General features: G+C 39.3%; 23 protein-coding genes. 9 read left to right on the top strand and 14 right to left on the bottom strand.

The genetic code is table 11. The features are described from left to right. Positions 1-161: 161 nt before the first annotated feature. The 6 genes from CDOM16188_RS07540 to CDOM16188_RS07515 form a co-directional block, all read right to left on the bottom strand. Entirely contained in the window at positions 162-1148 is a 987-nt protein-coding gene (locus CDOM16188_RS07540) for a beta-ketoacyl-ACP synthase III (RefSeq protein WP_172201036.1), read from the bottom strand. 4 nt (positions 1149-1152) lie between these two features. Further along, positions 1153-2142: a phosphate acyltransferase PlsX gene (plsX, locus tag CDOM16188_RS07535; RefSeq protein WP_172201033.1), complete on the bottom strand. Its 990-nt coding sequence runs from the start codon at positions 2140-2142 to the stop codon at positions 1153-1155. A 5-nt stretch (positions 2143-2147) separates the two neighbouring features. After that, complete coding sequence (gene rpmF, locus CDOM16188_RS07530; protein WP_169942201.1) at positions 2148-2294, bottom strand: 50S ribosomal protein L32; 147 nt, start codon at positions 2292-2294, stop codon at positions 2148-2150. Between the two features lie 11 nt (positions 2295-2305). Then, on the bottom strand, positions 2306-2662 hold the full coding sequence (locus CDOM16188_RS07525; RefSeq protein ID WP_172201030.1) for a hypothetical protein: 357 nt from the start codon (positions 2660-2662) through the stop codon (positions 2306-2308). 8 nt (positions 2663-2670) lie between these two features. Continuing rightward, the gene (gene ndk, locus CDOM16188_RS07520; protein WP_172201027.1) at positions 2671-3084 is read right to left on the bottom strand and encodes a nucleoside-diphosphate kinase; all 414 of its coding nucleotides are present in this window, start codon (positions 3082-3084) and stop codon (positions 2671-2673) included. A gap of 99 nt (positions 3085-3183) precedes the next feature. Then, positions 3184-3468, bottom strand: a complete 285-nt coding sequence (locus CDOM16188_RS07515) for a DUF362 domain-containing protein (RefSeq protein ID WP_172201024.1) — start codon at positions 3466-3468, stop codon at positions 3184-3186. A gap of 202 nt (positions 3469-3670) precedes the next feature. Here CDOM16188_RS07515 and CDOM16188_RS07510 point away from each other — a divergent pair, with 202 nt between their 5' ends. The 9 genes from CDOM16188_RS07510 to CDOM16188_RS07470 all read left to right on the top strand — a co-directional run bounded on the left by CDOM16188_RS07510 (position 3671) and on the right by CDOM16188_RS07470 (position 12850). Then, positions 3671-4270, top strand: a complete 600-nt coding sequence (locus CDOM16188_RS07510; protein WP_169942208.1) for a peroxiredoxin — start codon at positions 3671-3673, stop codon at positions 4268-4270. Positions 4271-4495: 225 nt separating this feature from the next. Next, complete coding sequence (locus CDOM16188_RS07505; RefSeq protein ID WP_172201021.1) at positions 4496-5209, top strand: PilZ domain-containing protein; 714 nt, start codon at positions 4496-4498, stop codon at positions 5207-5209. Between the two features lie 9 nt (positions 5210-5218). Continuing rightward, positions 5219-7507: an ATP-binding protein gene (locus tag CDOM16188_RS07500; RefSeq protein WP_172201018.1), complete on the top strand. Its 2289-nt coding sequence runs from the start codon at positions 5219-5221 to the stop codon at positions 7505-7507. A gap of 49 nt (positions 7508-7556) precedes the next feature. Beyond that, positions 7557-7643, top strand: coding sequence for a hypothetical protein (locus tag CDOM16188_RS11475; protein ID WP_169942278.1), 87 nt, complete (start codon positions 7557-7559; stop codon positions 7641-7643). A gap of 734 nt (positions 7644-8377) precedes the next feature. After that, positions 8378-8992: a glycerol-3-phosphate 1-O-acyltransferase PlsY gene (gene plsY / locus CDOM16188_RS07490; RefSeq protein ID WP_172201001.1), complete on the top strand. Its 615-nt coding sequence runs from the start codon at positions 8378-8380 to the stop codon at positions 8990-8992. Continuing rightward, the gene (locus CDOM16188_RS07485) at positions 8989-9306 is read left to right on the top strand and encodes a dihydroneopterin aldolase (protein WP_216656261.1); all 318 of its coding nucleotides are present in this window, start codon (positions 8989-8991) and stop codon (positions 9304-9306) included. The genes plsY and CDOM16188_RS07485 overlap by 4 nt, the downstream gene beginning before the upstream one ends. Positions 9307-9384: 78 nt before the next feature. After that, positions 9385-10056 carry a homeostatic response regulator transcription factor HsrA gene (hsrA, locus tag CDOM16188_RS07480; RefSeq protein ID WP_169942216.1) on the top strand — a complete coding sequence of 224 codons (672 nt, stop codon included), beginning with the start codon at positions 9385-9387 and terminating at the stop codon, positions 10054-10056. Positions 10057-10094: 38 nt separating this feature from the next. Beyond that, entirely contained in the window at positions 10095-11357 is a 1263-nt protein-coding gene (locus CDOM16188_RS07475) for a sensor histidine kinase KdpD (RefSeq protein ID WP_172200998.1), read from the top strand. Between the two features lie 44 nt (positions 11358-11401). After that, complete coding sequence (locus CDOM16188_RS07470) at positions 11402-12850, top strand: Ppx/GppA phosphatase family protein (RefSeq protein ID WP_172200995.1); 1449 nt, start codon at positions 11402-11404, stop codon at positions 12848-12850. A 306-nt stretch (positions 12851-13156) separates the two neighbouring features. Here CDOM16188_RS07470 and CDOM16188_RS07465 read toward each other — a convergent pair whose 3' ends face one another. The 8 genes from CDOM16188_RS07465 to CDOM16188_RS07430 all read right to left on the bottom strand — a co-directional run bounded on the left by CDOM16188_RS07465 (position 13157) and on the right by CDOM16188_RS07430 (position 20225). Then, positions 13157-14002: an excinuclease ABC subunit A gene (locus tag CDOM16188_RS07465; protein WP_172200992.1), complete on the bottom strand. Its 846-nt coding sequence runs from the start codon at positions 14000-14002 to the stop codon at positions 13157-13159. Continuing rightward, positions 13999-14313, bottom strand: a complete 315-nt coding sequence (gene fliN / locus CDOM16188_RS07460) for a flagellar motor switch protein FliN (RefSeq protein WP_169942224.1) — start codon at positions 14311-14313, stop codon at positions 13999-14001. The genes CDOM16188_RS07465 and fliN overlap by 4 nt, the downstream gene beginning before the upstream one ends. Continuing rightward, a complete protein-coding gene (locus CDOM16188_RS07455; protein WP_172200989.1) occupies positions 14310-14729 on the bottom strand; it encodes a chemotaxis protein CheX in 420 nt (139 codons plus the stop codon). The genes fliN and CDOM16188_RS07455 overlap by 4 nt, the downstream gene beginning before the upstream one ends. Before the next feature lie 63 nt (positions 14730-14792). Then, positions 14793-15542, bottom strand: a complete 750-nt coding sequence (trpA, locus tag CDOM16188_RS07450; RefSeq protein ID WP_172200986.1) for a tryptophan synthase subunit alpha — start codon at positions 15540-15542, stop codon at positions 14793-14795. Continuing rightward, positions 15535-16716 carry a tryptophan synthase subunit beta gene (gene trpB, locus CDOM16188_RS07445; protein ID WP_172200983.1) on the bottom strand — a complete coding sequence of 394 codons (1182 nt, stop codon included), beginning with the start codon at positions 16714-16716 and terminating at the stop codon, positions 15535-15537. The genes trpA and trpB overlap by 8 nt, the downstream gene beginning before the upstream one ends. Then, positions 16706-17359: a phosphoribosylanthranilate isomerase gene (locus tag CDOM16188_RS07440; RefSeq protein WP_172200980.1), complete on the bottom strand. Its 654-nt coding sequence runs from the start codon at positions 17357-17359 to the stop codon at positions 16706-16708. Before CDOM16188_RS07440 ends, trpB begins: the two co-directional genes overlap by 11 nt. Beyond that, on the bottom strand, positions 17356-18960 hold the full coding sequence (trpD, locus tag CDOM16188_RS07435; RefSeq protein WP_172200977.1) for an anthranilate phosphoribosyltransferase: 1605 nt from the start codon (positions 18958-18960) through the stop codon (positions 17356-17358). The genes CDOM16188_RS07440 and trpD overlap by 4 nt, the downstream gene beginning before the upstream one ends. Continuing rightward, positions 18957-20225: an anthranilate synthase component I family protein gene (locus tag CDOM16188_RS07430; RefSeq protein WP_172200974.1), complete on the bottom strand. Its 1269-nt coding sequence runs from the start codon at positions 20223-20225 to the stop codon at positions 18957-18959. The genes trpD and CDOM16188_RS07430 overlap by 4 nt, the downstream gene beginning before the upstream one ends. Positions 20226-20269 lie beyond the last annotated feature (44 nt).

The following is a 20269-nucleotide window of genomic DNA, read 5'->3' as shown; positions in this document are numbered from 1 at the left end:
AATTTGTTTGGCTTGAGAGCTTGTGTTATGTAAAATCTGAAAATTTTAAAATATAGAATTGGTTTTCTTGATATAAAATCTTAAACTTATCGAAGTCGATAAACTACATTAAAAAGATTTAAAAATAGGCTGCAAAAAAATTAGTTTTTATTTAATGAATTTTATTTGCCACCAAATTTAAGTAGAGCACTTCCCCAAGTAAATCCGCCACCAAATGCGTCTAACAGCATCAAATCCCCATTTTTAAGTCTACCTTCCTCATAAGCTTCATTTATCGCCATAGGAATTGATGCGGAGCTTGTATTGCCGTATTTGCCGACAGTTACTACGCATTGGGAGTCGCTGAAATTTAGCCTTTGTTTTACTGCATCTATTATGCGTAAATTCGCTTGGTGCGGTATAAAAAGATCTATTTCATCACTTGCAATGCCGTTTTTTTCAAGTATGTCAATTACATCTTTAGTTAGCGTTTGAACTGCTATTTTAAAGACCTCGTTACCCGCCATTTGGATAAAATTTAGCCTCTCTTCAAGCATCTGAGGCGAGCAAGGATGTACGCTTCCGCATCCAGGAGTTATGAGTAAGTCGGCGAAATTTCCGTCACTTGCAGTATGCACGTCGATGATCTCGTTTTCTTCGCTTGCCGTAACGATAGCCGCACCCGCTCCATCGCCAAATAGTATGCAAGTGCTTCGGTCTTTGTAATCAACTATTGAGCTAAGTTTTTCTGCACCCACGATAAGTACATTTTTTTTTGCACCGCTTTCTATGAGTGATTTTGCAAGCTCAAGTAGGTAGATGAATCCCGTGCATGCCGCACTTATGTCAAAAGCGGTTACATTATCTATGCCTAAAATTTTAGCTATCTTGCAAGCGGTTGAAGGCATGCAAAGATGATCGGGGCTTATTGTCGCGCAGATAACTGCGTCGATGTCGTTTGTAGTTATACCCGCTCTTTTAATCGCAACTTGCGCCGCCTTTGCGCCTATTTCACTTGTTATTTCGCCTGTGGCTATGTGTCTAGTGTGAATTCCTGTTCGCTTTACTATCCACTCGTCGCTTGTTTCTACCATTTTTTCAAGATCAAAGTTAGTAAGAGTGTCCTTTGGAACGCAAGCGCCGATTGAGATAAGAGAGGCTTTTGGCATAAATTTACCTTACAAAATGTGAAAGTTCGTCTTTGATGACTTCGTTGATGTTTGAATCTGCGAAATTTAAAGCTTGAAATATAGCGTTTTTAATGGCTTTTGCATTGCTTTTGCCATGACTTATAATAACACAGCCATCTACCCCAAGAAGCGGTGCGCCACCGTATTCGTCGTAATCAACCTGTTGCTTAAGCGTCTTGAAAACTTTTTTCATTAGGAGTGAGCCGGCTATCGCGATAGGGGACTTTTTAACGTGCTTTTTGATAATTTTAGTTATCGCGTCGGCTACGCCTTCGCTGGTTTTAAGCAAGATATTTCCGACAAAGCCGTCGCAGATTATCACATCTACACTCCCGTCAAATACTTGATTGCCTTCGGCGTTTCCGACAAAGCTATCCAGCTTGGAAAGTAGCGCGTAAGCTTCTTTTGTTACTTCATTGCCCTTGCTTTTTTCTTCGCCGTTTGATAAAAGTCCTATTTTGGGATTTTTGATTTTTAAAATCTCTTTTGCGTAAGCTTCGCCCATTACGGCAAACTGAAATAGATGTTCGGCTTTGCAGTCAACATTTGCTCCGACGTCCAAAACAAGAGTTTTTTTGCCTAAAACATTTGGCATAAGTGTAGCTATTGCGGGTCTAGAGACATTTTTAAGTCTGCCTACTCGTAATGTAGCTAAACTCATCGTAGCTCCGCTGTGACCTGCAGATACGACTGCTTTAACCTCTTTTGCTTTAAGTAGTTCGATAGCTTTATAAATTGTACTTTCTTTTTTCTTAAGAGCGTCCGTTGCGCCGTCTTCCATGGACACTATTTCAGACGCTTCTAGGTAACTAATGTATTTTTCTAGGTGTGGAGGGATAAGAGGTTTTAAAATTTTAGATTCGCCCGCCAAAACAGCGTTAAATTTGGTTATTTTTAAAGCCTCTATTACACCTTCTATTATGGGTTTGGGACCAAAATCCCCGCCCATTGCATCAATGCAAATGCTTGTCATATATTTTAATACTCACCGGTTGTTTTGTTTGCGCGGTGAGGCATTTTCCATGAGCCGTCTTTATCTTTAACCGGCATAGGAAGTGTTACTTTATAGTGAGTTCTTCTTTTTGCCGCACGTGCGTGGCTAACTCTTCGCTTAGGTACTGCCATTTCATTCTCCTTTATAAATTTTTACATTTTTCGCAATAAAAATAATCGCTTTTAAAAGCCTCTATTTCGCTTATAAAAACTTCATCTAAATCAACAAATCCGTCAAAAAATTCGACTACATCGTCTAAATTTTCTTCCGAGCCTTTGTAAATTCCATCGCTTATAATTAATTTTAAATTTTCATCCAAATTTAGCGTAATATCCTCGCCACATCTATCGCAGGTATGCTCTAAAGAGCCGTTTATACTAGCTTTGCAATCAATTAAACTATGGCTAGTTCTTTTTAAATTTCCGCTAAATTTTAAATCTTCCTTTTTTAATTCAAAAGGAATTTCGTTGTTTGCAATCTTTGCAAATGCTATTTTCAAATTTTTCCTTAGCAGATTTCTCTTGCGGCAAAGAAAAAGTTAATTTCAATTTTCGCGTTTTCTAGGCTATCGCTTCCGTGAACCGCGTTTGCATCGATATTTTCGGCAAAATCGGCTCTGATAGTGCCTGGTGCCGCTTCTTTAGGATTCGTAGCTCCCATTAGTTCGCGGTTTTTAGCTACTGCATTTTCACCTTCAAGAACCATAACTACAACCGGTCCGCTAGTCATAAATTCAACCAAATCGTTAAAGAAAGGTCTTTCTTTGTGAACCGCATAAAATGCCTTAGCGTCGCATTTACTAAGTCTTAATTTTTTCATAGCCGCGATTCTTAGTCCGTTGCTCTCAAATCTATCGACTATCTTGCCGATCACACCTTTTTTTACAGCATCAGGCTTAATGATAGAAAGTGTTTGTTGCATCAAATTTCCTTGTGTTGTTGATTTTTTTCAAGAGTTGGGGATTATATCAAAAAAAATATTAAAAACAAAATAAGCCCGCTAAAACAGGCTTATTAAAATTTAAGCTATAACAGGAGTTGCGCTTTTTCTCATATCAGAGCTTATCTCATCGCGTGACGGCTGTCCTTCGTAAGGCATATCCCATACGATACAACCGTCGGTCGGACAGGCTGAAGCGCAAGCCGGTTCGTCGTTGTGCCCTACGCACTCAACGCATTTATCGGCATATACGTAGTATATATCTTCTCCTGTCGGGTTATCGCTATCATCTACTATGGCTTCTACCGGACACTCGTCTATGCAAGAGCCACAGCTTATGCAAATATCTGTAATTTTTACTGACATATTTTCTCCTTGGATTTAAAAATTTTTGTAACGATATCAAAATATTAGTAAATTTGATATAAAAAATAAAATTTATTTCAAGGGTTTAAATTTATAAATTTCTGTTTAATAGCAAATTTAAAATATAAAATTTAACTGTAATTTAAATAATAAATGATATAATCTAGCCATTAATAAAAATTATTATAAGGAGAGACATATAATGTTAGTAACAAAACAAGCGCCTGACTTTACGGCTGCAGCAGTTTTAGGCAACAATGAGATCGTGGATGATTTTAACCTATATAAAAATATAGGAGATAAGGGAGCGGTGGTATTTTTCTATCCGATGGACTTTACTTTTGTTTGCCCAAGCGAGATAATAGCGTTTGATAAAAGATATGATGAATTTAAGGCTCGCGGTATTGAGGTTATAGCGGTTTCAACAGACAATCAATTCTCACACTTTGCATGGAAAGAAACACCTGTAAACAAAGGTGGCATAGGCAAAGTTCGCTTCCCGATCGTAGCTGATACAAATCACGCTATATCAAAAGGATTTGACGTGCTTATCGAAGAGGCCGGAGTTGCTCTTCGCGGATCATTTTTGATCGACAAATGCGGTAAAGTTCGCCATGCAGTTATAAATGACCTCCCACTTGGAAGAAATATCGACGAGATGATAAGAATGGTTGATACTATGCTATTTACTAACGAGCACGGAGAAGTTTGCCCTGCGGGATGGAACAAGGGTGATAAGGGTATGAAAGCTGATACTGCCGGAGTTGCCGATTACCTAGCTAATAACTGCGACAAGTTATAGGACTTAATATAAAATTTGAGTGGGGCAAATTTAGCCCCTCTTTCTTACTTGAACAAAAACAGCCTTCTAAAATAAAATTCAAAAAATAGTTTAAAATTTTAAAATACGCTTTATAAATTTAGATAAAATAGTTTCAATTTAATAAAATCAATAGAAAAATTTTACTATAATTAGCAAATTTTTGATCAATAATTTCACTTGTCAAGAGGGAGGAGATCGGACTGAATGAATAAAGGTGTAAAAAATAGTAACTCCATAATTTTAAAAAGAGCCATCGATGTCTTTGAAAAAGCGCTAAATGATGGTCATTCCGTGCATTTTTTAAATTTATACAATGGTGTTAAAGTTGAGTGTTTGGGCAAAATTTTATCCGTTGAAAACGATACCGTAGTATGCGAAACTACTTTGTTGCAAATTTTAGCCATGAAAGAAGAGCGTAACGCATACATAGTAACCGATCTTTTTTTCGCTCAGAATTTAAAGGCCGACATAGTATCTTTTGATATCTCAAATTTAACGGTTACGCTTAGAAATTTTATCTATATGAACAACTTACATGCGAATTTAAGACAGTTTCAGCGCGTATATCCAAATCGTTTTACAAAAGTCGTTTTAGAACAGGGCGAAATTCAAGTTAAGGGAAATTTATACGATATCTCAGAAGGCGGCATAGGTGTTGTCAGTGCCGATTGTGCGCCGTTTGATAAGAAAAAACCTATCATAGCGCAATTTGAACTTGAGTTTAATTCAACAAAAGAGATTGTAAGTATCGAGGTGCAGATGAAACTGCTTGCCGATCTGGTTTATCGCGGAGCGGTTAGGTATTGTTGTCAGATATTAAGCGGTCAGCCTAGACAAGCTGATATTGCAAGATTTACAAAAGAGCGAGTTAAAGAGACTATAGAGGAGCTAAAAGAGCAACTTAGCTTATATAACTAAGGTGAATTTATGAAAACTATACAAGAAAATTTAAAACTGTTTTATGTAGGACTTAAGGATAAAGAGCCGTTTTTATATAAAAATAAAGATTTAACGACCCATGCGGCGATTATCGGTATGACCGGAAGCGGCAAAACAGGTCTTGGCATAACGATTTTAGAAGAGGCTTGTATAGATAATATCCCATCTATCATCATTGATCCAAAGGGCGATATGACGAATTTGGCGCTTGCTTTTGAAGAGATGAGGTCTGAGGATTTTTTGCCTTATATAGAAGAAAGCGAGGCTCAAAACAAGGGATTAAGCGTAGAGGAATTTGCGCAAAACGAGAGCCAAACTTGGAAAAAAGGTATAGAAAATTCGTTTCAAAGTTTAGAGCGCGTAAAAACTTTCAAAGATAGCGTAGAGCTTAAAATTTACACTCCAAAGAGTTCTGCTGGAGTCGGTGTGGCTCTGCTTGGCGATTTTGCTTGTCCTTATATGGATAACGAAGAGGAATTTAGCGAGTATGTAAGCTCGCTTGCAAGCTCTATTTTATCGCTTATCGGTGTTGATAACGATGTAAATTCCAAAGAACATTTGCTCATATCAAATATCTTTACTCACAAATTTAAAGAAAACTCAGACGTGACGCTTGAAGAGCTCATAGGCTTTATCGCAACTCCGCCGTTTGCGAAAATAGGCGTGTTTGACGTGGAGAAATTTTACTCTTCAAGCGAGCGCATGAAGCTTGCCATAAAGATAAACACTCTTCTTGCAAGCCCTGATTTTAAGGCTTGGCTAAACGGCGAGCGCTTAGATATAGGCAAGATGCTGTTTGATAAAAACGGCAAGGCGCGTTGCAATGTCTTTACTATCTCACACCTTAAAGATAGCGAGAGGATGTTTTTCGTCACACTTTTACTTAATGAGATCATCGCTTGGATGAGAAAGACCGAGGGAACAAGCTCGCTTAGGGCGATTTTATATATGGATGAAATTTTTGGCTTCTTTCCGCCAAATGGCAATCCTCCTTCAAAAACTCCGATGCTGACGCTTTTAAAGCAGGCTCGCGCGCATGGACTGGGCGTTATCCTAAGCACGCAAAACCCTGTCGATCTTGATTATAAAGGGCTTAGTAATATCGGAACATGGTTTATCGGCAGACTTCAAACCGCCCAAGATAAAGCTCGCGTCATTGACGGTATGACGGGAATTTCAGGCTCGGACATGGATAAAAAAGAGATAGAGGATCTAATCTCAAATTTAGCCAAGCGAAATTTTTTGGTTAAAAACATTCACGAAGACGGGCTTAGCGTTATCTCGACTAGATGGGCGTTAAGCTATCTAAAGGGACCTTTGAGTCGCGAGCAAATTTCAAATTTGATGCAAGACAAAAAGGCTCAATCTGATAGTTTAAGCCAGAAAAATAAAGGCTCAAAAACGAGCGCTAAACCTATAATCTCACCGCAGATTGAGCAAATTTACGCATCAAATAGCGATGAGCTTGAAGGCTATCTTTACGCTAAAGCTAAAGTGAGGTTTTATGACGCCAAAAAAGGACTTGATCATACCAAGGAAGTGAGTTTTCTTTATAGGCTTGATGAGGAGCAAAACGAGATTGATTGGAGTGAGGCGGGGCAGGATATACGCATAGCTACTGTCGGCGAGCCAAGCGGCAAGGTGACCTTTGCTCAGTTGCCCGCTATGATAACCAATGCAAAAGACTTTAAGGCGGTAAGTAAAAATTTTAAAGATTATGTTTATAGAAATGTAAAACTTAGTCTTTTTAGCGCTCTTGGACTAAATTCGTCTCCAAGTGAGAGCAAGGAGGAATTTTATCTAAGATTAAGCGATAAGTGTAATGAAATTCTAGAAGATGAGACGGCAAAACTTACAGAGAAATTTCAAAAAGAAAAGGCTAAGCTTGAAGATAAGCTAAATAAAGCCTTGTTGAAATTAGACAAAGAGCAAAAAGAGGTTAAGTCAAAGGGACTTGAAGCCGCTATTAGTGTAGGGGCAAGCATAATAGGAGCAATCTTTGGTAGAAATTTGCTAAGTCGCACAAATTTGGGTAAGGTGGCAAGTTCTGCAAAAAGCGCAAACAAAATCCTAAAAGAGCGTGATGACGTAAAGCTTAGCGAACAAACCGTAGCCGAAATAAACGCAGATATAGAAGCCTTAATGGCTAAATTTGAAGAAGAGGCCGGCAAGCTAAAAGAGAAAAACGATGTAAAAAATATCGACATAAACGAGATAGAAATTTCTCCAAAAAATAGCGATATATACGATGAAAAGGTAGTTATCCTCTGGCGATAACCCTTATCGTACCAAAGTACAATACACTAAAGCCTTATTTTTTACTACAATAACATCAAAAATAGAAAATAAGGATTTTTATGTCAAGTGTCGGTACTGTAAAAGAAATTTTAGGAAGCGCTTTTGTAAAAGATGAAAGCGGCGAACTTCTAGGGCTTATCGTAGGTGATAGCGTAACGACAGGCGATACCATAATCACAAATTCTATAAACGATAAAGTTGTAATCGCACTTGGTGATAAAGAGATAACTCTGATAGGAAGCGATGCGCTAAAGCTTGATCAAAGCGTCGTATTAAACGAAAGCTTTGGCGAAGAGACAAGCTTGCAGGTTGCTTCCGTGCAAACTGCCATTCTTGATTTAAATTTAAGTGATTTTGAAAATATGGATACAGGTAGCGATAAAGAATCGGCTGCTTTAAGCCAGCAGAATGCTTCTTTAGACGATTCTAAAGATTATTCGGCAGATTTTACGCTTGATTTAAGCAAGGTTGCAAGCCTTGAGAGTGCGAGTCTTAATGAAAATACAAAGCTTGCAGACGACTCAAATCTTAAAAGCATATCCAAGCAAGATCTGCTTGACATTAGCTATAAGGATAAGGGAACTATACTTAAAATAGAGGGTGAACCGACAAGTGGCGTAACTCTATCAAAAGACGAACTTAAAAAAGATGATTCTGCTACAACCGAAGTTAAGTATGAGAAATTTGACGCAGCTGGTGAAAAAGGCACGATATCCATAAAAATCGACACCGACATACAAACGGATTTTAGTTAATACCGCGGAGAATTCTCTCTGTCGGTTTTAAATTTATAAGAAAATCAGAGAAATTTAACTACTATAATATTTTTAAATAAACTCAGGAAAAAAAATGAATGAAAATATTATAGCTTATATACTTGCTTATCTGCTTGGCGGAATTCCTTTCGGGCTTATACTGGCTAAAATTTTTGCAAATGTAAATATCAAAGATGAGGGTAGCAAGAGTATCGGAGCGACCAATGTGCTTCGCGTTTTAAAGCAAAAAGATCCCAAACTCGCTAAAAAAATAGCTGTTTTAACTGTCGTGCTTGATGTCTTAAAGGGTGTTTTGCCTATCCTTATAGCCAAATTTGCAGGCTTAAGCGACGCTACTCTTTGGGCTATGGCGGTTCTTGCGGTTATCGGACACTGCTACTCTCCGTTTTTGAAATTTGAAGGCGGCAAGGGCGTAGCCACAGGTGCGGGAGTGCTAGCACTATTTTTACCGATAGAAATTTGTATCGCGCTTGCTGTTTGGTTTGTAGTGGGGCGCGTGCTTAAAATTTCATCTCTTGCTTCGCTTAGCGCGCTACTTGCGCTTATCATCTCATCTTTTATAATCCATCCTCAAATTCCTGAGATCAACTCGCATGCGCCGATTTTTATAATCGCTTTTGTAGTATTTTACAAGCATATTCCAAACATTAAAAGGCTATTTAGCGGCCAAGAGAGCAAAGTGATATGATAACTACGCTTATTAAGGATTATGAGTTTGAAACTATTGTCGGTATGCTTGAATTTGAGCGAACAAATCCGCAAAAGGTTAGGATAAATGCCGAATTTGCAAGCGAAGATTTTATAGATTATGTTGAAGTGATTGAATTTATTGAAGCGGTTTATGAGGAATTTAAATTTCAAACCGTTGAAACTTCTCTTGAAATTTGCAGTCAAAAATTAAAAGAAAAATTTAGCGGTTTAAAATTTCTAAAAATGGAAATTTTAAAAACCGAAATTTTAAAAAACGCCTTGGTAGGAGCGAAGATAGAGCTTGAATATTAAATTTTTTTTAAAGTATCTTGAAATCTCGCTTAATTTATGCTACAATCTACAAAATTTACACCCCCAAGGATTAATAAAATGAGAATTTTAATAGTAGAAGATGAAGTAACGTTAAATAAAACGATTGCTGAAGGTTTGCAGGAATTTGGCTATCAAACGGATAGCTCTGAGAATTTTAAAGATGCTGAGTATTATATCGGAATTAGAAATTATGACTTAGTGCTTACCGATTGGATGCTTCCTGACGGCGACGGCGTAGATCTAATCAGTATCATAAAGAGCAAATCGCCTCGCACGGCTGTAGTTGTGCTTTCTGCAAAAGATGACAAAGAGAGCGAAGTTAAGGCATTTAGAGTAGGCGCTGATGACTATATCAAAAAGCCGTTTGACTTTGACGTGCTTGTGGCAAGAATTGAAGCAAGACTTAGATTTGGCGGAACCAATGTAATCAAGATTGATGATCTTATAATTGATCCGGATGAGGAGAAAATCACATATCTTGGTCAAGATATCGAGCTAAAAGGCAAGCCGTTTGAGGTTTTAACTCACCTTGCTCGCCACTCCGATCAAATCGTATCTAAAGAGCAGCTACTAGACGCTATTTGGGAAGAGCCTGAACTAGTTACTCCAAACGTAATCGAAGTTGCCATCAACCAAATTCGCCAAAAAATGGATAAGCCGCTAAATATCTCCACGATAGAAACCGTTAGAAGACGCGGATATCGATTTTGCTTTCCAAAAAAAGCTTAAGAACTAGATTTATACTGCAATTAGCATCGGCTTCAACGATGCTAATTCTTATCATTTCAGTGATGCTTTATCACTATATCAAAGTAACGATATATGAAAGCATCTCTCAATCCTTAATGTATGAAGCCAAACTTATCTCCACAAGCTCAAATTTAGCTAAGATGAGAGAAGGCTTTGAGTACATGACACTAAACGACAACTCAACTCAAATAAAAATCATAAACGAAGAGCTCAAGGCTAAAAATCCCTACTTCGTAAATGAAAAAATAGGCAAAAAAACTTATCTTAAGCTTTATTATCCATACGTTGAAAATACGCATATAACGCTTACTAAAGAGACAACTCAGCAAAGCAAATTGATAGATCAAATTTTGATTGATATTTTAATCGTAAATGCGACTTCTATCTTGCTGGTGCTTTTTTACGCCCTGTTTTTATCCAGAATGCTTTTAGTACCTATTAAAATTTTAAGCTTTAAGCTAAGCCAGCTTAACGAGCGGTTTTTAAAAGAAGTTAGCCTAGATGAAATTCCTTCCGAATTTGAGCCGCTTGGCAAGAGTATAAACCGCTTAATAGAGCGAATTCAAACTTTCGTAATGTATCAAAAAGAGCTTTTCATAGGGGTTGCACACGAACTTAAAACTCCGCTTGCGGTTATGAAAACCAAAAACGAAGTTACGCTTATCAAGCAAAGGGAGCCTGAGCGCTACATAGAAGCGCTTAAAAACAATAACGAATCGATAAATTCTATGAACAAGATGATAGGCTCTATCCTTGAGATAGGGCGTCAAGAGGGTGCGCAATTTGAAGAGGCGACAAATATTGATATCATCGAGTTTTTAAACGAAATGGCGAATAATTTTAAAATTTTAGCTCGCGGCGATGATAAAGACGTAGCCACCGATCTTTCTCCTACCTCGCTTCATATGACGCTTCAGCCTACACTATTAACTCACGTTGTGCAAAATTTTGTCCAGAATGCTATTAAATTTTCACCGCCAAAATCAACCATAACCCTTGTTTCAAGGCTTAAAGAGAGCGAATTTGTGATTGAAGTAATTGACGAGGGTATAGGAATTGACGAAAGCAAGGATCTTTTTGCTCCGTTTAAGCGATTTGGCGACAAGGGCGGAGCAGGGCTTGGACTATTTTTAGCCAAAGGTGCGGCTCAAGCGCTTGGTGGAAGCGTTAGTATCAAAAACCGAAAAGATGGCATTAGCGGAGCTGTTTCTACTCTTGTTTTACCGGTCGGAAAAAATATAAAGAATAAATTTAAAAAGATAGCAAAAAATGAAAAATAAAAAGATAAAATTTAGCCTAAATTTCACTCAAAAAAGGGCGAACAATGGCTAAGAGAACCGCCGTTATAGACCTTGGCTCAAACTCTATGAGAATGGCTATATTTGAAAAGACTTCAAGGTACGCTTTTTATATACCGGGCGAATTTAAGATGAAAGTAAGGCTTGGAGAGGGTGCTTATGAAGACGGCGGAGCGATAAGCGAAAAATCGATGAAAAAGGCTCTTGACGCACTTGGCGAGTTTAAAAATATCGCAAAGAGTTACAAGTGCCACAAGGTCTTTTGTATGGGGACTTCAGCTCTTAGAGATGCACCTAATGCAAATGAGTTTATAAAGCTGGTAAAGCGAAATTTGGGGCTAAATTTAAAGGTGGTAAAGGGCGTTGATGAGGCGAATTTCGGAGCGATAGCGGCTTTGAATTTACTTGAGCCGCTTGATGAGTTTGTTACTATCGATATCGGTGGCGGCTCAACCGAGCTTGCGCTGGTAAAAGACGGCAAGATACTTGAAAGCATCTCTCTTGATGTGGGCACAGTTAGGCTTAAAGAGCTGTTTTTCGATAAGAAAAATCTAAAAGGGCTTGATGGCTTCATGAAAGATGTTTTAAAGCAACTTCCGCAAAGCTTTAAGTCCAAAAATGTCGTAGCCATAGGCGGAAGCCTCAGAGCCATATCAAACTGCATAATGCAGATGCAAAACTACGCTCTAAAAAGCGTGCATAATTTTAGCTACAAATTTAGCGATTACAAGGGCTTTATCAAGGATTTAACCGAAGCTAGCGTGCTTGATCTGGCTAAATTTTACGTCAAAAAGGATCGTTTTGATACGATTAGAGAGGGCGCATTTATATTTTTAAGTATCGTTTCGCGTCTTGACTGCGAGCGCGTTTATACTAGCGGAGCCGGACTTAGAGAAGGCGTTTTTCTAAGTGATCTTTTGCGCCCAAGCAAGAAATTTCCGCCGAATTTCAACCCAAGCGTAAAGAGCTTGCAGGATCGATTTTTAGACACTTCAAATAAGGCTGTAGTAAAATACGTAAAAGATATATTTGAAGAGCTAAAGCCTCTGCACGGGATTGATGATAAATTTGCGCGAGAGCTTGAGGTGGCGGCTAAACTTTATAACATAGGCGGATGTCTTGGGTTTTATGGCGAGCATATAAACTCATCAAATTTCGTGATAAATGCTCTAAACTATGGATTTTCACACGAGCAAAAGAGCCTTATAGCTACTATTATCGGTATGAACGGCAAGAAAAATTTAGGCGAATTTGAAAAATTTAAGAGCCTGCTTCCTAGCGAAGATACCGTTAGATGGCTTAGTTTTATGCTAAATTTGGCTAAAAATTTAGATATCAACTGCACGCATAAAAAGCTTAAATTCGAGTTTGTAAATCATACTTTGCAAATTAGCGGCGCAAAAGAAAATTTTATGGCGAAAGAGAGCTTAAAAAAGATCGCAAAACCTGCTACCTTTGCGCTGATTTTTGTTTAAGATTTTTAAGTCATTTAAAGCGTTTTTTAATTTTCTTTTTCGGATTAGCGGCGCAAAGTTTTCTTTTTGTAATTGTATACAGACTAAGATATCCAATCCAAATTTGCTTATTATGTTTTTTAGCTTGCTACAACTATTTTTTATCGCTAGAAGCTACATTATTTGCAGACTTGTTCTCAAATTTTAAGTGATACGCCAAGGCTCTTGTCAATCATTTTATGAGGGATTTTAATTTGATTTTTGTGAGTTATTGAGATTGCAAAAAATCGCTTTTAATTTTGTAAATTTCCAAAACACCAACTAGGCTTAATCCTTGCTGGCCTTATCCTTATAAGCGCTTAGCGAGTTTTGGCGCTCTTCTAAAAACTGCCCGAGTTTTCGTTTGTTCTCTTCAAAAAACGCTTCAAAATCATCTTCATTTTCTATTTTGTCCTCGCCGAATTTATCAAGCAGGACATTGGAATTTCCTACAAGCACGAGATATTTTTTATTCATATGACTTAAAAGCATTACTTTGTTAAACCTATCAAGCGGCTTTTCGTAAAGCACCTCAACGCCGCCGTTTTTATTTTTACTAAAGAGATTTGCAAATTTCGGCGTTTTTGCATATGGCAAGCCGCCTCTTGCCCTAATAGTTCTTTTGATGATAAAAAGCGTTATAAGAAGCGCAAAGAGCACACCGATCACCATATAATACCTTGCTCCTACCAAGCTCTCTTCGCTTTGAGACGGGATAGGGCTTGGAGCATTTATCTGAACGCTACTTAGTCTGTTTTCATTTTCGGCTGAGCCTAAAGCCGTTTGGATTACTCTTACTCTAAGTCCAAATCCATCAGTTGTCTTTGACGCCGTAACTGCGACGTTTGAGCTACTTTTTAGGCTCAAGACCACGCTATTTTGTTTTGGCTCTATGTAAATTTCTTGCAAAATTTTAGAATTTATATTTTTATCGACCACCTGATCGAAATTTAGCGCATTAAATATCAGCATAGTCATATCGTTTTCGTGTTTTTGAAAGATATTTCCCTCATAAGGCGCGTCAAAGCTAAGCATGATATCTACTCTATCGCTTCTTTCGTAGATGTTGTAAGTGAGTAAATTTGATGCAAATAAAGAGATAGCTAAGGCAAAAATCGCGCTTAAAATTCTCATAACTGCTCTCTTTTGAAATACTGAATTACCGATTTGGAGTCAAGAATTTCATTGATACGGATGGCTAAATTTTTCTCATATACCATTACTTCGCCTTTTCCGAAAATTCTATTGTTGATAAAAAGCTCAACACTCTCTCCTGCAGGCTTTTCAAGATCGATTACCGAGCCGTTTTCAAGCTTAAGCAGCTCACGTACGCTAATAGTCGTCGTCCCAAGCTCGGATATAAAATCTACGCTGATATCCATAAGCTCGTCATAGCTTTTAAAAAGTCCGCCGGTATCGGCTATTTGCTCAATCTCTGCACTCATGCTTTCTTATACCCTATCTGAAAAGTTCTGTTTTTTATCTTATAAATCCTCTTATCTTCAAGTTTGATTTTAAAATTTTCTATGCGCCCCAAATACTCAGGCGTTCCAAGCTTATAAGCGCCGTTTTCCTTCTCGTTTAGCAAATTTTTAGAGTATCCTACGATCAAATTTGCAACCTCTTTGCAAAGATCGCTCAGATCGTCTTCGTTAAGCTTATCGCTACCTAATAAAATTTTTGCAAAGTGATTTAAAGTATCTTTTTTAAAATAAAGATAAAAATGAAACTCGCTTTTGCCCTTATAAATCGGTAGCGCCGAACCGTAAAATTCACCCTTTGTAGTGCTTGCCGAACTTACTTCGTAGCCTAAAATTTCATTACAAAGATGCTTTACGCCAAGCTCAACAACCTCCAACATCTACTATCCTTAAAGTGCTAAATAGTGCTAATTATACTTAAAATTTATGGAATTTAGCCTAAATCAAAAAAGCTTTTCGATCTCGCGCATAAGCTCTTTGCCCTTAAATTTAGCCGTTAGCTTGACGATTTCAGTGCCGATTATCGCTCCGTCTGCGAAGCTTTTGACTTCACTAACGTCAGAGCTGTTTTTTACGCCAAAGCCTACGGCTACGGGCAAATCGCTCTTTTGTTTTAAATCTGAGACTAAATTTTTAAGTCTATCTATACTAGCTCGCTGTGATCCGCTTACTCCTACCGCGCCAAGAGCGTAGATAAATCCTGAGCCAATGCTTAAAATTTTATCCGTTCTGTGAGCCGAGGTAACGCTTATTAATGGCACCAGATCAAGCCCGAATTTAGAGCATAGCCCGCTTACCTCTTCACTCTCTTCAAACGGTAGATCGGGTATGATAAATCCGCTTATGCCGACATCGCTTGAGCGCGCGATGAATTTTTCCACTCCGTAAGCGAATATGATATTGTAATAAACCAAAAAGACAAGCGGCTTATTTACGCTTTGCTTGCACTCTTCAAGAAGGCTAAAAATTCTCTCGGTATTTACGCCGTTTGTTACCGCTTCAAAGCTTGCTTCGGCTATAAGCTTGCCGTCTGCCAGCGGGTCTGAGTAAGGAATTCCAAGCTCAAGCAGATCAAGCGAGCTGGCGTCTAAATTTAGTAAAAATTCGCGCGTGTGCTCAATGCTCGGATAGCCCGCTACTATGTAGCCGATGTTTGCTTTTTTGCCCTCAAAGGCTTTGGATATCTTAGCCATAAATTTTTCCTTTCTCATAGCTCATTACCGTGTTAATATCTTTATCGCCTCTGCCCGATACGTTTACTACGATAACGCTTTTTTTATCTAAATTCGGACATAGTTTTTCTAAATACGCAAGCGCATGAGAGCTTTCTATCGCAGGGATTATGCCTTCAAGGCGGCTTGTAAGACGAAGCGCGTTTATGCACTCATCATCGCTTACGGCTTGATATTTTACGCGCTTTATATCGTGCAGGTGCGCATGCTCAGGACCCACTCCCGGGTAGTCAAGACCCGCCGAGATACTATGTACGGGCGCTATCATACCGAAGTCATCTTGTAGTACGATAGTCTTCATGCCGTGTATGATGCCTTCGCGCCCTTTTGTAAGCGTGGCTGCGTGATATGGAGTATCCGCTCCAAGACCGGCTGCTTCTATGCCTACTAAATTTACGCTAATATCTTCTAAAAATCCGCTAAAAATTCCTATCGCATTGCTTCCGCCGCCTACGCAAGCTATGATGTAATCGGCTTTTACTCCGTATTCTTTTAGCTGCTCTTTTGTCTCGCTACCGATGACGCTTTGAAGCTCTCGCACGATCTTTGGATAAGGGTGCGGACCCACGGCAGAGCCTATGACGTAAAAGCTGCTTTCTATCTCATTGACCCACGCTTGAATCGCTGCTGTTGTAGCCTCTTTAAGCGTTTTTAAGCCGTCGTGAATGCTTACAACTTTTGCGCCGAGCAGATCCATTCTAAAGGCATTTAGTTGCTGGCGCGCTACATCGGTTGCGCCCATATACACATCGCATTCTAGCCCAAGAAGTGCCGCAGCAGTCGCAGTCGCCACTCCGTGCTGTCCGGCTCCCGTTTCGGCCAAGAGCTTTTTTTTGCCCATTTTTTTAGCTAATAGGGCTTGACCGAGGGCGTTATTTATCTTGTGAGCGCCGGTGTGGTTTAGATCTTCGCGTTTTAGATAAATTTCATGCCCATAATGCTCGCTTAGTCGCTTTGCGTGATAAAGCGGGCTAGGGCGACCCACATAGTGCTTTAGCAGATCGTTAAGCTCGTCTTTAAATTCCTGCGTACCGGCTATCTTTTCGTAAGCCTCTTCAAGCTCTTCAAGCGCGAACATAACCGTTTCAGGCACGAACTGCCCGCCAAATTTGCCAAAATATGCTTTAGTGTTCATTGCCTTCTTCCTTATTTACGATGTCTAAAATTTCTTTTATCTTGCTTGGAATTTTTATCATATTTTCATCTTCGACTCGTGAGTTTATATCCAAAATTTTAGGCTTAAATTTAAGCGCTTCAAACACGTTTGTTTCGTCTATACCGCCTGCTAATGCGAAACTAAAAGGCTTTAGGTCTTTTAAAATTTCCCAGTCAAAACTCACTCCGTTTCCTCCTAAATTTTCGCCTTTATAATCATAAAGCACCAAATCATGCGGTTCGTTTGTGGCGATAAGTTCGTCTTTTACGCTTAAAACTTTCCAAACGCTTACGCCAAGATCTTTTAAATTCGCATATAAATTTTCGCTTATATCTCCATAAATTTGAGCCGCGTCAAGTCCTGCAAATTCGCAAATTTCCATTATCTCGCAGCTACTTTGCTCGCCCCTTGACGTTAAAGAGCACTCGCTTGCGCCGACAAATACCCCTACGCATTTTGCACCGAATTTGTGAGCTAAATTCGCTATCTGCCTAGCGGTTTTGATGTCCACTTGCCTTGGGCTTTTTGCAAGAATTACTCCGATAAATTTTACTCCGAGTTCAAGCACGCTTTTAGCCTCGACTTCGCTTTTGATACCGCAAATTTTAAGCTCTGTTTTCATGATTTTACCCCGATATAATCTTTAAAATACTCATAAACTTGTCCGCTATCAATCGCCTTGACTATAACGTCCTTTGCGTCCGTCGGGTTTATGACAAAATTTGCCGTATAAAGCGCAAACATCGCGTTTAGAACGACTATGTCAAATTTCGCTCCTTTTTCCTCGCCTTTTAAAATTTTAACCAAAGTTTGTGCGTTTTCTTCGGGAGTTCCACCCTCTATCTCGCTATGAAATGCTCGCTTAAAGCCAAACTGTTCCGGAGTTACGGAGTATTCGTAAATTTCGCCGTTTTTAAGCTCGATTATCTTTGTCTCATCGCATAAACTTATCTCATCAAGCCCGTCCTCACCGCGTACCACCAGCGCATGCTCGCGCCCAAGCAGGTTTAAAGTCTGCGCATAAAGCTTTAAAACAGGCTTGTGATACACGCCTACGAGTTGGTTCTTAAGGCTTAAATTTGGATTTAGCATAGGTCCGAGCACGTTAAACACCGTCCTTATGCCAAGGCGTGATCGCACCTCTTTGACCTCGGCAACTAGCGGATGAAAAAACGGCGCATGGAAAAAGGCTAAATTTTTCTCATCAAGCAGCTCTCTTAGCGTGCTTAGTGAATTTGACATGGTTAAATTTATGCCTTCAAGCACATCCGAGCTGCCAGATCTACTTGAAATCGCCTTGTTGCCGTGCTTTGCGACTTTAACGCCAAGGCTTGCAAGGATAAATGACACCGCAGTTGAGATATTTATCGTCTTAAGCCCATCTCCACCCGTTCCGCACAGATCTATCATCGGCGAAGCGTCGCGGTAGGTTTGGGAGTATTTTAAGATGTTCTTAACGAGGCTTGCAAGACTCTTTGGATAAAGACTCTTTTCGCTAATTAGCACCAAAAGCGCTGCAAGCTGCGTTATCTCGTAATCCTTTGAAGCTATCAGCGCGCAAATTTGCTCAAAATCCCTATCGTCAAGCCCGACGTTATCTTGAAGCTTGATTAAAAACCTCTTGAAATTTGCAGGTTCGCTCTCTTGTATTTTGGCTTCGCTTTTAAAGTTTAGAAAATTTTCGATTATTTTTTTGCCGTATTGCGTGAAGTAGCTTTCAGGGTGAAACTGTATGCCAAAAACCGGGCGATTAACTTCGCGAAGCGCCATTATTACGCCATCATCGCTGATGGCAAGCGGTTTTAAATTTGACGGCAATTCATCAACATAAAGCGAATGGTAGCGCATAACCTCAAATTTGGCTGGCAATCCTTCAAAAAGCGGGCTTTCTTCAAGCACGTCGATAAATGAAGTCTTACCGTGAAACGGCTTTTCAAGACGCTTTATGACAGCACCGCCGACTAGTCCGATCGCCTGATGTCCAAGGCAAATTCCCAAAATAGGCAAGTTTAGATCGCTTTTTAAAATTTCAAGACAAATTCCGCTGTCTTTTGGATGTTTGGGTCCCGGACTTAGCATGATCTTGCTTGGATTTAGCTTGCGAATTTCTTCAAGCGTGATCTTGTCGTTTCTTACGCTTATGACCTCTTCATCGGTTAGCTCTTTGATGTATTGCTCAACGTTAAATACAAAGCTGTCGTAGTTGTCTATCAGAAGTATCATTTATGAGTTTCCCTTGCGTTATTTTTAAATACATTTAGCACCGAGGCGCGTTTTTTGCAAATTTCTTTGTATTCGTTCTCGCCCACGCTATCTATGACGATGCCCGCACCGGCTTGGATAAACACCTCGCTAGCGCCGTTTTTAGGCACAAAAACCGCACTTCGTATGAGGATAGCTTGCTGAGCGTCGCCGTTAAAGTGAAAAAATCCTATCCCGCCTCCGTATGCGTTTCGCTTATAGCTTTCAAGCTCAGAGATGATCTCCATGGCGCGAATTTTTGGCGTTCCGCTGAGCGTGCCTGCGGGAAATACGCTAGAGACTACTTCAAACGAGCTTATATCGTCGCGTTTCATGCCATAAACATCGCTAGCCATGTGCATAACGCTTTCATAAAAGACCACGTGCATCGGGTTTTTCACGCTTACGCTTGAGCTTTTTGCGACGCGTCCGATGTCGTTTCTGGCTAGATCGATTAGCATTTTATGCTCGGCGAGCTCTTTTTCGTCATTTATGAGCTCGTTTTTAAGCCTTTCATCTTCTATAGCGTCCTTGCCTCGTCCTCTTGTTCCTGCGATCGGGGCTGCGAAAATTTGAGAGTTTTTTACTTCGCACACCAACTCCGGGCTTGAGCCTACGATATCACCGTGCGGAGTCGGGAAGTGAAACATATAAGGGCTTGGGTTTGCCGCGCTTAATAGCCTATAAAACTCAAGGCTGTCCATGTCGCTTATTAGTTTCATCTGCTCGCTAAGCACGACTTGAAAGATATCGCCGCTGTATAGATACTCTTTTGCTTTTTGAGCGATGCTTAAAAAATGCTCGCGCTCTTTATCTAAATCCGTACAAATTTGATAAAAGCTATCTTTAGCTTTTAAATTTGACTCTTTGATCTCTTTTAAAAAGTCGTAATATCTGCTCTTTTCGCCGTAAAACGAGTAAATTTTGCTTGTCTTGTCAAAATGCAGATATGCTCTTGCATTTGCGTATAAGAAATTTGGAAATTCATACTGCGAGCTTTGAAATTCGGGAATTTTTTCAAAATATCTAACGCTTTCATAGCCTAAAACTCCAAAAAGCCCCGCAAACGGCGCGCTGTGTTTTTGGGTTAAAAAATAGCTCTTAAGTCCTGCAAAATCAACATCATCGCTACTTATATACTCGCAATCTATCCCGATGATGGCTTGAGCGGTATCTTCTGCTAAAAAGCTGTTTTTAAATTTTTGTCTTATCGCTTCGTAATAAACTAAAGGCTCTAGTAAAAGCATATTAAATCCTAAAAAATAAGTGAAATATTATATGTAAAAAGAGC

The sequence above is a fragment of the Campylobacter sp. RM16188 genome, from assembly GCF_012978795.1.
Taxonomy (GTDB): Bacteria; Campylobacterota; Campylobacteria; order Campylobacterales; family Campylobacteraceae; genus Campylobacter_A; species Campylobacter_A canis.
Note: the sequence above shows the minus strand (reverse complement) of the source record. Positions and strands in the feature narration are given on the sequence as shown.